The sequence below is a fragment of the Lactococcus garvieae subsp. garvieae genome, assembly GCF_029024465.1.
GTDB classification, from domain to species: Bacteria; Bacillota; Bacilli; order Lactobacillales; family Streptococcaceae; genus Lactococcus; species Lactococcus garvieae.
In genome coordinates this window covers 1,538,057-1,552,931 of sequence record NZ_CP118950.1, presented here as the reverse complement: position 1 = coordinate 1,552,931, position 14,875 = coordinate 1,538,057, and the positions used below count along the sequence as shown (strand labels likewise).

The 14,875-nt window shown below is 36.7% G+C and carries 13 protein-coding genes; 10 read left to right on the top strand and 3 right to left on the bottom strand.

What is annotated here, in order from left to right; translation table 11 throughout:
• Positions 1-237: 237 nt before the first annotated feature.
• A complete protein-coding gene (locus PYW30_RS07745; RefSeq protein WP_042219502.1) occupies positions 238-903 on the top strand; it encodes an MIP/aquaporin family protein in 666 nt (221 codons plus the stop codon).
• 114 nt (positions 904-1,017) lie between these two features.
• Here PYW30_RS07745 and PYW30_RS07740 read toward each other — a convergent pair whose 3' ends face one another.
• Positions 1,018-2,814 (bottom strand): collagen binding domain-containing protein, encoded by a 1,797-nt coding sequence (locus PYW30_RS07740; protein ID WP_232254540.1) that lies wholly within the window; start codon positions 2,812-2,814, stop codon positions 1,018-1,020.
• 235 nt (positions 2,815-3,049) lie between these two features.
• On the opposite strand from PYW30_RS07740, the gene PYW30_RS07735 reads away from it, so the two are divergent.
• The 3 genes from PYW30_RS07735 to PYW30_RS07725 all read left to right on the top strand — a co-directional run bounded on the left by PYW30_RS07735 (position 3,050) and on the right by PYW30_RS07725 (position 6,739).
• Positions 3,050-3,838 carry a Cof-type HAD-IIB family hydrolase gene (locus tag PYW30_RS07735; protein WP_042219649.1) on the top strand — a complete coding sequence of 263 codons (789 nt, stop codon included), beginning with the start codon at positions 3,050-3,052 and terminating at the stop codon, positions 3,836-3,838.
• 149 nt (positions 3,839-3,987) lie between these two features.
• Positions 3,988-4,677 (top strand): response regulator transcription factor, encoded by a 690-nt coding sequence (locus PYW30_RS07730; RefSeq protein WP_016170860.1) that lies wholly within the window; start codon positions 3,988-3,990, stop codon positions 4,675-4,677.
• The gene (locus tag PYW30_RS07725; protein ID WP_023889110.1) at positions 4,655-6,739 is read left to right on the top strand and encodes a sensor histidine kinase; all 2,085 of its coding nucleotides are present in this window, start codon (positions 4,655-4,657) and stop codon (positions 6,737-6,739) included. The genes PYW30_RS07730 and PYW30_RS07725 overlap by 23 nt, the downstream gene beginning before the upstream one ends.
• A 42-nt stretch (positions 6,740-6,781) precedes the next feature.
• Here PYW30_RS07725 and PYW30_RS07720 read toward each other — a convergent pair whose 3' ends face one another.
• Positions 6,782-6,985, bottom strand: a complete 204-nt coding sequence (locus tag PYW30_RS07720) for a CsbD family protein (RefSeq protein WP_003134237.1) — start codon at positions 6,983-6,985, stop codon at positions 6,782-6,784.
• Positions 6,986-7,209: 224 nt separating this feature from the next.
• Between PYW30_RS07720 and PYW30_RS07715 the strand changes: the two genes are divergently transcribed.
• From PYW30_RS07715 to PYW30_RS07705, 3 genes are read left to right on the top strand one after another with little or no spacing between them, the layout of a single operon-like run.
• Entirely contained in the window at positions 7,210-7,773 is a 564-nt protein-coding gene (locus PYW30_RS07715; protein ID WP_003134238.1) for a TetR/AcrR family transcriptional regulator, read from the top strand.
• 35 nt (positions 7,774-7,808) lie between these two features.
• Positions 7,809-8,882 (top strand): ABC transporter permease, encoded by a 1,074-nt coding sequence (locus PYW30_RS07710; RefSeq protein ID WP_042219652.1) that lies wholly within the window; start codon positions 7,809-7,811, stop codon positions 8,880-8,882.
• 2 nt (positions 8,883-8,884) lie between these two features.
• Entirely contained in the window at positions 8,885-9,565 is a 681-nt protein-coding gene (locus PYW30_RS07705; RefSeq protein WP_003134240.1) for an ABC transporter ATP-binding protein, read from the top strand.
• Between the two features lie 47 nt (positions 9,566-9,612).
• On the opposite strand, the gene PYW30_RS07700 is transcribed toward PYW30_RS07705, so the two are convergent.
• Positions 9,613-10,959, bottom strand: a complete 1,347-nt coding sequence (locus PYW30_RS07700; RefSeq protein ID WP_042219654.1) for a hypothetical protein — start codon at positions 10,957-10,959, stop codon at positions 9,613-9,615.
• A 275-nt stretch (positions 10,960-11,234) separates the two neighbouring features.
• Between PYW30_RS07700 and PYW30_RS07695 the strand changes: the two genes are divergently transcribed.
• The 3 genes from PYW30_RS07695 (at position 11,235) to PYW30_RS07685 (ending at position 14,835) form a co-directional block, all read left to right on the top strand.
• Positions 11,235-13,367 (top strand): glycosyltransferase family 2 protein, encoded by a 2,133-nt coding sequence (locus PYW30_RS07695; protein WP_042219656.1) that lies wholly within the window; start codon positions 11,235-11,237, stop codon positions 13,365-13,367.
• A 37-nt stretch (positions 13,368-13,404) separates the two neighbouring features.
• A complete protein-coding gene (locus tag PYW30_RS07690; RefSeq protein ID WP_080719692.1) occupies positions 13,405-14,091 on the top strand; it encodes an EAL domain-containing protein in 687 nt (228 codons plus the stop codon).
• A gap of 63 nt (positions 14,092-14,154) precedes the next feature.
• Complete coding sequence (locus PYW30_RS07685; RefSeq protein WP_016170862.1) at positions 14,155-14,835, top strand: EAL domain-containing protein; 681 nt, start codon at positions 14,155-14,157, stop codon at positions 14,833-14,835.
• Positions 14,836-14,875 lie beyond the last annotated feature (40 nt).

The window sequence follows — 14,875 nt, the reverse complement described above, 5'->3', positions numbered from 1 at the left end:
TTGGAACTGAAGCGATTAATTTCTTCATTCTTTTCAGAACCCTGGGTGAAAATCCGGGGTTTTATTTTTATAATCTTGGTGAATATAGAGGATTTACTTGAGGTTAAAAAGTTTAATATAGATAGACATTTTCTAAGAATATGAATAAAAAGAAAGAAATTTTCTTCCTTTTTAAGCGTTAAATTATATAGACGATATTAGAAGGTGTTATAATAGTGTGTGAGAAAGGAATTTATTATGAGAAAATATTTTGCAGAATTTATCGGAACATTTGTTCTTGTATTTTTAGGTACAGGTACTGTAGCTATTGCTAATACTGGAGAAACTGCTATTGGTTACTTAGGTATTGGTTTGTCATTTGGTTTGGCCGTAACGATTATGGCTTGTGCTGTAGGTGGCGTTTCAGGAGGACATTTTAATCCTGCTGTTTCACTTGCCATGATGATTAACAAACGTTTGGCAATCAAAGATGGTGTTGCTTATGTGATTTCACAATTTGTAGGTGCACTTGCTGCTTCTGCAGTATTGTCAATTTTCATTAAAGCCTTGAACCTTCCTAAAGATGGATTTGGACAAACAGACTTCCCAAATATCACAGCTGGTGAAGCTTTCTTATTTGAAGCTATTATTACCTTCTTATTTGTGTTTGTTATTTTGATGGTTACGAGTGAAAAATATGGTAATGCTGGCTTAGCCCCAATTGCTATTGGTTTAGCATTAGCATTCTTAATTATCGTTGCTTTGAATTTAACAGGTGGTTCATTGAATCCCGCACGTAGTTTTGGTCCAGCGGTCTTTGCAGGCGGTTCTGCCTTGTCACACTATTGGGTGTACTTATTGGCACCATTGGTAGGTGCGGCAATTGCTGCAGTAGCTGCTAAATTTATGGGTAGCGAAGAGTAGTTATAACAGAGTAGAATATTAATTCTGCTCTTTTTTTGAATAAAATTTCTCTTTTAAATTTAGAAATTGTGAGTAAAAATAAAAAATGCCTCGCTTTACGAGAGCATTTTTATTTTATGCTTGTCTATTTCGTCGTAGTGAAAAAGCAACAAATGAGAGAAAGAGAAGAAAGAATCCAGTAAAGACAGAGATAAGCCCCTTGTCCTCGCCTGTTTTTGGTAAAGTATTACCCGATTTTTTTTCTACTTTTTCTGAATGAGTGACAGTAGAACTTTTTGAAGTATTTGTTTTTGTTCCCAGTGTTTGTACGTCTGCCTTCTCGCTTTTCTTTTTCTCTGACGCTATGGGTTTTTCTTTTTCAAACTGAGGATGTTGAACATCTTTAACTTTTTTAGATTCATCAGTAATGACTTCCTGGTTAGGGGCAACATGGATGTCGACTTGATGTTTTTCCGCTGTTTGATTGGCCTCATTTTCTGTTACGGAAGAGTTTGGCTTTTCTGTTTCAACAGCAGGCATTTCTTCGAGCTGCTCTGATTCGTCTTCCACAACTTCCTGGTTTGGCGCAACATGGCTTTCGACTTGATGTTTTTCCGCCGTTTGATTGGCTTCATTTTCTGTTACGGAAGAGTTTGGTTTTTCTGTTTCAACAGCAGGTATTTCTTCGAGTTGCTCTGATTCGTCTTCCACAACTTCCTGGTTAGGGGCAACATGGCTTTCGACTTGATGTTTTTCCGCCGTTTGGTTGGCCTCATTTTCTGTTACAGAAGAGTTTGGCTTTTCTGCTTCAACAGCAGGTATTTCTTCGAGCTGCTCTGATTCGTCTTCCACAACTTCCTGGTTAGGGGCAACATGGCTTTCGACTTGATGTTTTTCCGCCGTTTGATTGGCCTCATTTTCTGTTATAGAAGAGTTTGGTTTTTCTGTTTCAACAGCAGGCATTTCTTCGAGCTCTTCAAAGTTGTTTTCGAGTGTTTCTTCAGTGGCTTCCTTGAGGCCTTGTTCACCATTGGCATCACCATCTGCGAAAAGGTTTATAACATCGGAAGTGCCTTGATCTTGAACCGTTTCTTGACCATAGGGTTGGTAATTCACATTGCATGTGTTGGTAAAGGATTTGACCGTATTGTCGGTGATGATTGTGTTGTACATGAAGCTAAAAGAGGCTAGGCGCGCATGTTCGCGTTTAATGGTAATGATAAATGAATCATCGGGAAGAATTTGTATGCTGCCGTATCCTTTGGCTACAAACTCATCGCCAGTTATTTGGAAATTTCCTAAATAATTTTCAATGCTCACGCGAAATGATTGTGTATCAAGTTTTTGCCCAAGTCCGTGCGTATCTGTTAATATGATATCACTTGAGAGTTCTTCCTTTGTCATGTTAGCATTAACAAACCAGCGTACTTTTCCTTTTTCGCCAAGCATGTCACCGCTCTTCCAAAAGAAAGGAAGAGTCCCTATTTCCCCTGTATTTCCTGGGTCACCATGAATTGTAATTTCTTGAGCTGTTGCCGTTGTACTTAAGTTTGTTTTGATACTTGTATCGTTAGGATTTTTAGTTCTTGTTGCCTGTAATCCAAAATTAAAATAGCCTTTGACATGTTCAAGCTGATTAACTTTTTCATTGAAGGTAGCAATAACACGGTCTTTATATATCAGTGCCTCTCCCAATTCACCTAAGGAAATTTTACGAGGAGAACCGTCGTTTTCCGTCATGCCTTGTAACTCGGCAGGAAGTGTGAAAGTAATCGTATCGCCAGCTTTTACCTTAAGATTATCCTTGCTACTAAACTCAACTCTGACAGAAGTCGTCTGACCTTGTGTCAGCTTAGTAGTTGAAAATTTGAGGCTATCGACAAAGTTGGTGTGGCTTAATTCTGCAGCAGATGCGTGTTCTGAATGGAGCATCAAGCCTAAAAAAGCGGTAAAAAAAATGAGCAATATCTGTATTGTTCGTTTCATATAAGAGTATTTTTCCTTTTTGTTTTCTTTCTATATTTAAAAGTTGACTTTTACAGTCTGTTGAAAATTCTAACAAATTTATTTTCTGAAAACAACTGTATTGACTTGATAGAGCAAATATAATTAACGGAAAAGCTTTTATTTTGATAAAATAGATGCAGAACACAGAGGAGTAAATAAAATGATAACAGCTATTGCAACAGATATGGACGGTACTTTTTTGGATGAAAAATCGACTTATGATAAAAAGTACTTCTCTACTCTCCAACAGAAAATGAAGGCCAAAGGGATCCGTTTCATTGTGGCCAGTGGCAACCAATACTTCAAGTTAAAATCTTATTTTGCAGACACGAAAGATATTATTTTTATCTCTGAAAATGGTGGGATCATTACGATCAATGATGAAATGGAAATGGTCGCAAGTTTTGACACACAAGAGGTAAGTCAAGTTCTCGAGTTACTTGAAGAACTCAAGATTCCTGTTGTTGTGTGTGGTGCCAAGAGTGCCTATACCTTAGAGGGTGTTTCAGAAGAGTTTGAAACTTTCGCCCATAAATATTATGAAAAACTAGAACTTCTCTCATCTTTTGATAAGTTACCTGAAGATACGGTGGTTAAATTTGCGACTATTATCCCGGAAGAAGAATTAACCACTGTTACAGCAACGTTGAACCGTCGGTTCAAAAAAGGAATAAAAGCGGTGACGAGTGGAAATATTTATCTGGATATTGTCCTTGACGGCAGTAATAAGGGCGCAGCTCTTGAGAGAGTTTTGCAAGAACTTGCACTCTCACCTCAACACTTAGCGGCTTTTGGAGATGCCAATAATGATCTCGAAATGTTGCAAATGGCTGGTTATTCTTATGCCGTAGCCAATGCTAATGCTCAAGCGAAGGCCAAAGCAAAGAAGGTTATAGGCAGTAACAGAGAAAAAGCCGTGCTGGCAGAGATGGATAAAATCATGCAGTGAAAGTAGGAAAAAAAGTACAACTTTGAATGCGTACTTTTTTATTTTATGCTTTTTAAACTAAAAAATTAAGAAAGTATTAAGAAATCAAGCTAAAAATTATTAATAACTTTCTGTTATACTGAGGGCATCAAGTAGAAATGAGGGAAAAGATGAAGCATACCGTTCTAATTGTGGACGATGAAAAAGAGATACGTGAAGCAATTGCTCTTTATCTAAAAAATGAGGGAATACATGCGATTCAGGCAAAAAATGGTGTGGAAGCACTGGAACTTCTTGATCAAGAAGAAGTCCACTTAATTATCATGGATGTCATGATGCCTAAGCTCGATGGTATTGAAGCCACTTTTAAGATACGTCAATCACAACAGATTCCTATTCTGATGTTAAGTGCTAAAAGTGAAGATACAGATAAAATTTTAGGCCTACAAATTGGGGCAGATGATTACTTGACAAAGCCCTTCAATCCTTTAGAATTAATCGCGCGTGTCAAGTCGCAGCTACGCAGATATACCTCCTTAGGGAGCTATGAAAAAGCAGAAAGTGTCATTCAACTTCATGGTTTGACCATTGATCAAGACGGCAAGGAAGTGCGCGTAGACGGGGAACTGATAAAATTAACACCCACAGAATTCAAAATTACAGAATTATTGGCTTGTAATGCTGGCAAAGTTTTCTCAATTACGGAAATCTATGAACGTGTCTGGCAAGAGCCGGGATTTAATGCAGAAAATACTGTGGCTGTACATATCAGAAAAATCCGTGAAAAAATAGAAGTAAATCCAAAAAATCCAAAATATTTAAAGGTGGTATGGGGCATTGGCTACAAAATGGAAAAATAAATTTGCTGTGAGTATTGGGCTAGCTTTGCTTCTTTTAGGAGTGAACAGTTTAGTTTTTACAGCTTTGAATGCTGAACAATACATTTTTAACGACTATTTTCAGTCGAAATACTTCAAGCAAGAAATTGCGACTTTAGAAGAAGCACTGATCAATACTCAGGTAAATCCAAATTTACCGATAAAGGTAACAACAGAGGATATTGAAGAATATCGTATGACTCAACCGGACAAATATTCGCAAGTCAGTGCGATTAAAGAAGATCCGGTCTTCCTTGAACGTCTCAATGATGCTAAAGCAGCTGGGGACAAAACAGCAATCAAGAAACTTGAAGACCAACAAAATAAAAAGTTAAATGAAGTAGAGAAATTATTTACCGATGACAAATACGTCACAGAGAAGGTAAAGGAGCAAAAGAAAGAGTTAATTGCGCAGCAGAAAACAGATTGGATGCCACAATATAAGGAGCTTTCCTCAGACATTCATTATCAAGTGACTGAAATTAACTCAGGAAAATATCTGGATAATTTATCCGATAATAAAACCTTTGCTACAGCAAAAACTTTATTCAAGGGCAACGTCAGTCAAATTAATGTTGATGATCACAATCAATTTGAAGGGCAAATTATTATATTAAAAAATAGCAACTTCAACCAAAGAGCTTCTGTTAAAAGTTTTACTGAAATGAAAAACTTAACCATTGGGCTTCTATGTACCAGTATTTTGAGTTTTGCAGCCTTCATTTTTTACTGGAAGAAAACAGAAAAAGGAGAAGATATACTTCTAGAAAAAGTTAAATCTTGCGATAAAATAGCGCTTGACGGGCAGATTTTCCTTGCTTTGATTCTTTCTCTCCTTTATTTGGCACTTACACGTGAGGCTAGTGTTACATGGAGTTTCCTTCCTTTTCTCCAAAAATTCTGTTGGGCATTCTTAGTGCTTTACCTGTTTGCACTTGTGAGTGGGGGGATTTATCATAAGGCACAGGAACACGGAAATTGGCAACAAACCTATCTTGCCAGAAGTATAAGGCTCTTAAAAGATGCTGCTGATAACTTCTCTAGAGGATCAAAAGCTTGGTTCATTTTCTGGAGCATGGGCGCAGCAGCATTTGGCTTTCTGCTGGCAATGATGTGGGGAGGACAAGGAATTGTTCTCTACTTGTTTGTGCTCGTGATTTATCTTTTATTGATTTCGATTTATCTGCTGCGACGTCTGGCCATGTTTAATCAGACCGTGAAAATTATTGAGGAAATTGCTCAAGGGAAAAATGCTGAAGTCTTAAACGTGAAGCCCAAGGGGAAAACTGTTTTTCGAAGCGTTTCAGAAAATCTTAAAACTATCAATGAGGAAGTGAAAACTTCCAAAAGTCAGCAAGTAAAAAGTGAACGTTTGAAGACCGAGCTCATCACAAATGTTTCCCATGATTTAAGAACACCCTTGACTTCAATCATTACTTCTGTTGATTTATTGCGAAATGCTGATCTGTCCCAAGATGAAAAGGAGAAGTATGTTGCAGTTATCGACCAAAAATCAAAGCGTTTAAAAGTTCTCATCGATGATCTTTTCGAAGTATCCAAAATGGCCAGTGGTAATATGGACTTGAAAAAAAGTAGAATTGATCTTGTGCAACTGCTCGATCAATCACTGGCGGAGCTTTCTGAGAAAATCGAAGACTCCTCCTTGAAGTTTGTTACGCAAACAGACAAGGAGCTCTTGGCTTTGGTAGATGGGGATAAGATGTGGCGAGTGTTCGAAAATTTAATCCACAACATCTTGAAATACTCTATGGAAAACACGAGAGTTTATATCTCCGGACATAAAAGTGAAAAGGGCACAATTGAATTGGTCTTTAAAAATATTTCACGTGAAGAACTCGGAGAAAATAGTCAAGAATTGTCACAGCGCTTCAAAAGAGGCGATTTATCAAGGAACACAACGGGTTCAGGCTTGGGGCTAGCTATAGCTCAGTCGATTGTGGAAGCACATGAGGGCCATTTCCTTTTAGAAACGGATGGGGATTTGTTTAAAATAACTTTGTCCTTCCCAAGCTTAGAGGTTTAATAAAATAAAAAAGCACTGAATACAGTGCTTTTTTATTTTATTTTATTTTTTGTGGTGATCAAGTTTTTCTTTAACATTATCTACTGCATCTTCTGATGCATCTTTAATGTCTGCAGCAACTTCCTTCACCTTACCGATTGTTTTATCAAGGACGCCTTCAGCTTTTTTCTTGTTGTCACCTGTAACATCACCAACAACTTCTTTAGCGTTACCCTTGAGTTTGTCTGTTGTACCTCTGTCGACCATAAAAAATACCTCCTTGTTGTTTATACTTTTATTCTACTGGTTCTTGTTGCCATTTGCAAGGTATTCAACTCGTAAATTTTTAAGCGTCTTATTTATAGGATTTTTTGATGTAGGACAGTTTTTATAGAAAAAATAATACACTATATTTGACTCTGTAAAGTTAAACTGCTAAAATTTATCCTAAAGTGACACTGTGTCACTTGTGGAGACAAGGGAGGAATAAAATGCCTAAAGCTACATATCTAAAGCTTCCAGAAGAAAAAAAACAACGCATCTATGCAGCTTGTAAGACAGAGTTTGCGGATAAACCCTTTCATCAAGCAACGGTGAGAAATATTGTGCAAAGTTTAGAGATTCCTCGAGGAAGTTTTTATCAATATTTTGAAGATTTAACGGATTGTTATATATATGTCCTGTCTCAAGAGACAAGTGAGCTTCATCAGCTTTTCTTAGATGCGATTAAAAAGTATCCGCTTGAAAAAGCTTTAGACGAATACAAGCATTTGCTGCTAAAGGAACTTGTGCATAATGAAAATTACGCCATCTATAAATATCGCTTTTTAGATTGGAACCACGAATTGACTTTAGCTTGGAAAAAGTATAATCCTCAAACATTTGTAAGTAAAGAGCCTGTTTCGCCAATGATTTCCGTGTTTAAAGCGGTTGTGCACGATCTTGTTTACAGACTCTTTGCAGAAGAGTGGAGTGATCAAGAGTTTGTTGCACACTATGACAGTGAAGTCGCAGTGATTATGAATGGCCTCTCAGGCAGTCAAAATCATCAATAAAGAAGAGAACGAAGCGTTCTTCAAGGAGTTGTATTATGTTTTTATCACTTAAAGAAATATTTTATTACAAGACAAGGTACACTTTGATTGCAACAATCATATTTTTGGTTTCCTATGTTGTTTTCATATTGTCCGGTCTATCAACTGGTCTTGCTAGCCAGTTTAAACAAGCTGTAGTGGATTGGAATGCAGAAAAGATTGTTCTGTCAGACAGTTCGAATAATATTCTTTCTGCTTCGCAAATTTCAAAAGCAGAGCTAGACAATATTGAGGGAAAAGAATTGTCACCTGTTTCGGTTTTTTCAACCTCTATTAACCAGGGAGAGGATAAAAGAGAGAATATTACGGTGATGGCACTCCCAATAGGCTCCGATATTCTACCACATGTCAAGGATGGCACTGATTTTTCGGAGGACAAAAAAGAAATCGTCATCCCAGAAAATCTTGCCGACAAGGGCTATAAAGTGGGAGACAAGATAAAGGTAGGGAATAACGATACAGAGTTAAAAATTGTTGGCATTGCCAAACCGACCTACTACTCCGCAACGCCTGTCGTCTACAGTTCATTTGCTACGCTTTCTGCAATTAAAAACATGAACGCAGCAGCTGCAGATGATTCTGTTAATGGTGTCATTGTAAAATCGGGTCAAGTTACCTTGAAAGGTTCAAGCTCAGATAAATTAAAAGTTATCACAACTTCTGAACTTATCAACAACATTCCTGGTTATTCCGCACAGAAAACAACACTGAGCGCGATGATTTATTTCTTGTTCTTGATTGTGCTGCTCATCATTGCCGTATTTATGTATGTTATCACGCTTCAAAAAGTTCCAATCTTTGGGATTATGAAGGCGCAAGGGATTTCAAACTTCCTTATCATGAAGTCCATCTTATGGCAAAGTTTCTGGCTGGCGTTGGTTGGTGTTGTTGCAGCTTTTGGTGGGAGCTATCTCACAAGCTTCGTGCTCCCGCAAGCTATGCCGTTTGCAATTGATTTTTCTATCTGGACAATTTATGGTCTCATATTAATTGGCGTATCAATACTGGGTTCTGTATTTTCACTGTATACGATTAGAAAAATTGATCCTACTCAAGCGATTGGAGGTTAATAATGAAAGATATTCTACATATGGATAAAGTCACAAAGAGCTTTGGTAAGGGGCGCACAGAAGTTCAAGCCTTGAAAGGTATTGACCTACGGGTGCAAGCTGGGGAGTTTATCTCAATCATTGGTCCTTCAGGCTCTGGTAAAAGTACTTTCCTAACAATTGCTGGGGGGCTTCAGTCTTCAACAACAGGGACAACAAAAATCAATACGATTGATTTTAATAAATTATCAGAAAAAGAACGCTCAAAAGTAAGATTTAAAGAAGTTGGGTTTATCTTGCAAGCTTCGAATCTAATTCCTTATTTGACGGTCAAAGAACAGTTGAAACTTGTGGATAAAATAAATAAAAAGAACATCAATCGAGGAAAAATAGACGAAATGCTTGACTCCTTAGATATTTTGGAGCTACAAGATAAATACCCTGGGGAACTCTCTGGTGGTGAACGTCAACGTGTTGCAATCACACGTGCACTCTATAATGATCCAAGTTTGATTTTAGCTGATGAACCAACAGCCAGCCTAGATACAGAAAGGGCTTATCAGGTTGTGGATATTTTGAGAAAAGAAGCGCATGAAAAAAATAAAGCCACTATTATGGTAACGCATGATTCGCGGATGATAAAAAATAGTGACAGCGTCTATCGGATCGAAGACGGAAACCTCTTTAAGGTAGACAATCCTTGAGGAGGGATAAATAAAAAATGAGGGAATTTTCCCTCATTTTTTATGGTTTATATTTTACGGCGTTTTAAATAGAAGTAAGAAACGATGAGAATAAGAAAACCGGCAATAGAAAGTAGAGCTAACCCGTAAAAAATATGTGCAGCACTTAGATGCGGTGATTGTGGGTTAATTAATTGTAGGAAAAATGATTTTGAATTATTTTGTTTCTCAGTAAGTAACAATAGGAAAATAATGAGAAAGAATTGATGAATCAAGGATCCTTTTTTTTGAGTTGTATTTTTTAGAAGAATACGGTGGTCTTCCGGGATATGAAGTGCCATGAAATACTGGTTATTGAGCCATTTGTTTAGGAGAAAATGACCATAGCTTAATAAGAAAAAGCTAAAACTCAGAGCAGAAGGCACCAGCATCATCAATAACCCAAGTCCTAATCCCAGTAAAATGAAGTTATCCATGTACGGGACCAAGTGAGTGATTTTCTTATAAGTCGCTAATGCGAAGACCATTCCTAAAGCATAAGGCAGGTACAATAAAAGATTTTCTGAACCTTTACCAAAGATGTTGATGACATAGAGCGAACCGAATAGAAAGAGGAAATTACCAACTGCCCCGTTAAGGAAAGTCAAGACATTGAGGTAAAGTGGTATTTGATAATTCCGGTATTCTTTTCGCGTCTTGTAAATAAGAAAAACAAAGAAAAAGCTAAAGCCAAGCAATGAAACCCCGATGGCCAAGGCAGAACTTAAAAGTCTTCCCGCGCGTAAGAGGATTAATAGAAGGCAGAGGCCCGTAAAAATAAACAGGTCTTTTTTAGAGAGATATAGAGCGGTTTCGGGTTTCATTTTGTTGGTGAGGACTTGTTTACTTGCAGCTTCATAGGCATACCCAAGAGCTATTGCATAAAACAAAATGTACAAACCAAAGGATAAGGAAAGTCCCAAAGTCCCGGAAAGAGTCAAGCCTGCAAATAAAGCAATCAAAGCGAGGAGAAGCAGAGGGTAGGAAGTTTTCTTTTCCATATTTGGCTGAAAGTGATTAAGTGTGACTGTAGCAGTAGGAAGCCATGAGGCACTTAAGCCAATAAGAATACCTGCAGGCAGATATAACCAAGAATTCAAGGGGCCAATAAAAGCAAGCACAGAGCCTGCAAGGCCTGTATATAATGATAGAATAAGAAGTTCTAAACTAGAAATTGTATTTTTGATGGCGCGGATCAGAAAAACGCCAAGAATACGACAAGTATAGTATAAAGCGAAAGGCAAAACAGAACGTTCAGTTATTCCATCATTTAAACTAAGAAAAAGCAAGAAGGGAACCATGATAACGGTATTGGAAAGGACCACTAACATTGACTTTCCCCAAGCATAAGCAAATTCACGTATTTTAATTCTCATTTTTTTACCTCTAAATTTTTTGCTAAGAAACAAAATGAATTATCTGAATTATTATATCACGTTGCTTATAAAGAGAACAGGGAGCTGTGTAAAAAAGAGGGCGTTATTCTTAAACTTAAAAAATGGTTAAATTGAACAATCAACTTGTTTAAGTTATAATAGAGGCAATAAGGAGGGATTTATGAGACATATGAAAGAGAATAATATGTTTTTCTAAAAGAGTTATACTCTAAATCCCGCCAAAATACAGAAGTAAAATAGTAGGGAGTTTAGTAGTGAAAAAGATTGAATTAAATGTATCGAGGGTGATTTATGGCTTATTGGGAGTGACTTTAACCTTTGATGTGCTCTTGTCATTAAGTCAATACACACTTTATGAAAATTTAAGTTCAGTTCTTTTGCTCGTAGCTCCAATCCTGATCATGGTTTATATCATTTCGACACAAAGTGGTAGAAAAAGCACGTGGAAAACATCGCTTTTGTTTTTAATGCTCTTTCTAATTTTTGTCCTCGAAACAGGTGTTGTGATTGGACACGGTTTAAGTCCAACACCGCTCTTCAATGTTTTAGCGGTAATTGCATATACAGGTCTTATAAGAATTTTTCTAGAAAAGAAGTGGATAATGGAGTTGACCACTTTGAAAAGATGGAGCTTTGGTCTTTCAGGATTTTATCTTATCCTTGCGCTCATTTTTGGTTTCTTTACGGTAAATCAAATTCCAACTGAAATATACAGCAATGTGCGTATCTTTCTAGTTGTACTGACCTTAAGTGTTCAACTTTTATTGCTTGGTCTTTCAAGCATAGTTTTGTTTAATAAATTACGAAAAAGTATCGGAAATTTTGCTTGGGGCTTTACGGTAGTACTTCTCAGCATTTTTGGGGGCATACTTTTCTATGTTCTACAAGCTGACGTCAATGCGCAGCTTGTTGCCCGCTTTTTATTGCTTGTCCAAATCGTCATGGCAATTGCATTGATTATGGAAAGCATCTATACTGGTCTTTCTAATTACTTTAAGCCTTACCACAAGATACTGCTTTACTTGGTTTCTATCTTGCCACTGGTTTTTCTTTTCGAAAATAAATTCTGGGGCATGAGCTACTTGAAAGAGATTTTTGAAATCATGATTAGTAAATTGACATTTTTTGCAGTATTTTTCTCCATTCTTACGTTTATTTATTATACAATAGAAACAATCCTGCTCTGGTATGCTTACAGTACAAAAAGTTATACGAGCGATCTCAGTCATGTTGAGATTGAAACGAACTATCGTATCATTGTGTTAATTCCCTGTATGAACGAAGAATTGGTCATCAAAAACACAGTGAAAAGCTTGTTAAATACTAATTATGAAAATCTTGATATTTACGTGATTGATGATGCCAGCATTGATAATACGGTGCAGGAAGTTGAGGAATTTCAAGGCAATAAGAGGTTCCATCTTCTTCAAAGATTCCAGCCTGAAGCGCAACAAGGAAAAGGTGAGGCACTCAATTGGGCCTATAAAAAAATAACGGATTCCTATATTGATAAAGGTTATATTTTTGAGGAAACACTTATCACGATTATTGATGCGGACTCAAGTGTGGCCACAGACTACTTTGACAAGGTGAATTTGGTCTTTAACTCCGATTTTGAATTGACTGGTTTACAATCAAAAGTACAAGTGATCAACCGTAACAGAGATACATCACAAGATTTGGAGTTTGGCGAGATTATCAATGCGACGCAATCTTTGCGCAGTAAAACGAATACCGTAGCTTTTGGTGGGAACGGACAGTTTTGTAAACTAAGTACACTGTACTCTTTGCATGAAGCACCATGGACAACATCCTTAGTAGAAGATTTTGACCTTTCTCTACGCCTCTTCTTATCTGATATATATAATGTACGTAATGTTCAATATGATGACATTAAAATCAAACAAACAGGAATCTATGATGATACGATGTCCTTGGTTAAACAGCGCGTGCGGTGGGCACAAGGGAATATCCAAACCTTTAAGTATATATTCCCTATTATCAAATCAGAAAATTTAGAGTTCAAGCAAAAGTTAGAGCTGTGTTTTACCTTGATAAAACCTTGGCTTATGGCGATAGAATACGTGGTCGTTATTTATACAGGCGTTGTTTTATTTGGGACATTGCTGCTCTTTGGTTTAAACGATGCAGTGAAAAGTTTTGTCATAATCTTTGCATTGATGGTCTTCTACATTTTCCTTATCAATGTTGTCTGGGCAATCCTGTATAATAGAAACTCTCAGGAAAAATTCAGATGGGGGCATGTTTTAAGCGATGCCTACTACTTGACCAAGTTTTTGATTGTGCTCAGTCAAATCTATCCGCAAGCGACACTCAGATATTTCAGATCGCAAAATACATGGGATAAAACGAAGCGTCAGGCTTAATTTTTCATCAATAAACTGTAAAAAGAAAGGATGCAACTTGAAAAAATATATCTTACAAGAGGATAATTTTGTTTATTTTTATAATAAAATATACGATCATACGCATGATATAAAAGGAGTAGAGTGCGTGCTGCGTGAACAAAATGATAAGCAAGAATGGGTCCTACCACAAAATATTGATACCTTACCTTTTTTCATACTGAAAGATAATATAAAAGAGAGTGTCAGAGTTGCGAATCCTGAACATTTTAAAGTTGTCATTAAACTTACGCTTGAGCAATTTCTTAGCCGCAAGTTTAAAAAGAATATCAAAATGATTGCTGAGTCACTCCAACCCTTTGACCTTATTATCGAAATATCTCATAATGAAATTGTGAAAAAGAAGAAGATCTTAAGACGTGTCAGTCGTAGAATTACAAAGTGCAAAGCCTATGGTATCAACTTCTCCATCAATAATCTTGGAGCCGAATTTTATTTTGCCCGAAATATTCATCGCTTGCTGCCATTAATTGATGTATTGAAGTTAGATATGCGACATTTTAATGATAAAGAAAAATGGATTGATTTAACCATTAAGTTTTGGAAGAAACTGGCAAATAAATATCAACTTGAGTTAGTTGTATCCGGTGTGGAAACGGATGAAGATGAAAAACTTGTTGATTTATTAGACATCAATTTGAGGCAGGGTTATCTCTATGGCCCACCTCAACCAGTGATTGACTGAGAACCTCTTTTCCTTTTGACAGAAGGAAAGAGCTTTTCAGTATATTTGAGGAGAAAAATAGGCTTGAAATTTGACGAATTATTTTTTTATAGACAAAAAATTTGTGATTTTACTCAAAATGACAAAGAAGAATACGAACTGTTATTGAGGTACAAGCGTGCTGATGGCTGTTATTTTCCATCAGAGATGTTTGATGATATTGTTTCCGACCATCAGCTTCATAATTCATACCTTCAAAGGTTGGAAATCCTTTTGGAAGAACAGCTCAGTAAGGATGACTATATTTATTCCCTCAATCTGGATTATCAAGAACTTTATTTTGAAGAAACCGTAGAATTTTTGAGGACATTTAAATATAGGGACAGATTAAGATTAGAACTTACAGAGCGCTTGCCCGTAAACTGCCAAAGTGAAGAAGATTTCTTACCGATTGAAGCCATCCAAACGCTTAAAACCTTGGGATATGCGATTGCTCTAGACGATTTTTTATCGGGGATAAATCATTATAAAACGCTATTCATCCTAGATGATTATATTGACCGTGTAAAGATTTCAGCCTTGGATTTTAATAGCTATTTATCGCCGACGAAGTTAAAGAATTTTATATTTTCAATTGTTGATACGATTAAATTTCTTAACAAGGAGATTGTTATTGAAGGGGTCGAGGTGGAAGAGCTTCTCGCAAGTTTTCCAAAAGAATGGCTCCAACAAACTTATTACTATGATAAACCACATAGCTTCTAATGAAGGAGAAAAAAGATGATTCATATTGATGACATATTAG

Coding starts and splice junctions, on each gene's coding strand:
- PYW30_RS07745 (WP_042219502.1), top strand. CDS start 238: ATGAGAAAATATTTTGCAGAATTTATCGGAACATTTGTTCTTGTATTT.
- PYW30_RS07740 (WP_232254540.1), bottom strand. CDS start 2,814: ATGCTCCATTCAGAACACGCATCTGCTGCAGAATTAAGCCACACCAAC.
- PYW30_RS07735 (WP_042219649.1), top strand. CDS start 3,050: ATGATAACAGCTATTGCAACAGATATGGACGGTACTTTTTTGGATGAA.
- PYW30_RS07730 (WP_016170860.1), top strand. CDS start 3,988: ATGAAGCATACCGTTCTAATTGTGGACGATGAAAAAGAGATACGTGAA.
- PYW30_RS07720 (WP_003134237.1), bottom strand. CDS start 6,985: ATGGTCGACAGAGGTACAACAGACAAACTCAAGGGTAACGCTAAAGAA.
- PYW30_RS07715 (WP_003134238.1), top strand. CDS start 7,210: ATGCCTAAAGCTACATATCTAAAGCTTCCAGAAGAAAAAAAACAACGC.
- PYW30_RS07710 (WP_042219652.1), top strand. CDS start 7,809: ATGTTTTTATCACTTAAAGAAATATTTTATTACAAGACAAGGTACACT.
- PYW30_RS07705 (WP_003134240.1), top strand. CDS start 8,885: ATGAAAGATATTCTACATATGGATAAAGTCACAAAGAGCTTTGGTAAG.
- PYW30_RS07700 (WP_042219654.1), bottom strand. CDS start 10,959: ATGAGAATTAAAATACGTGAATTTGCTTATGCTTGGGGAAAGTCAATG.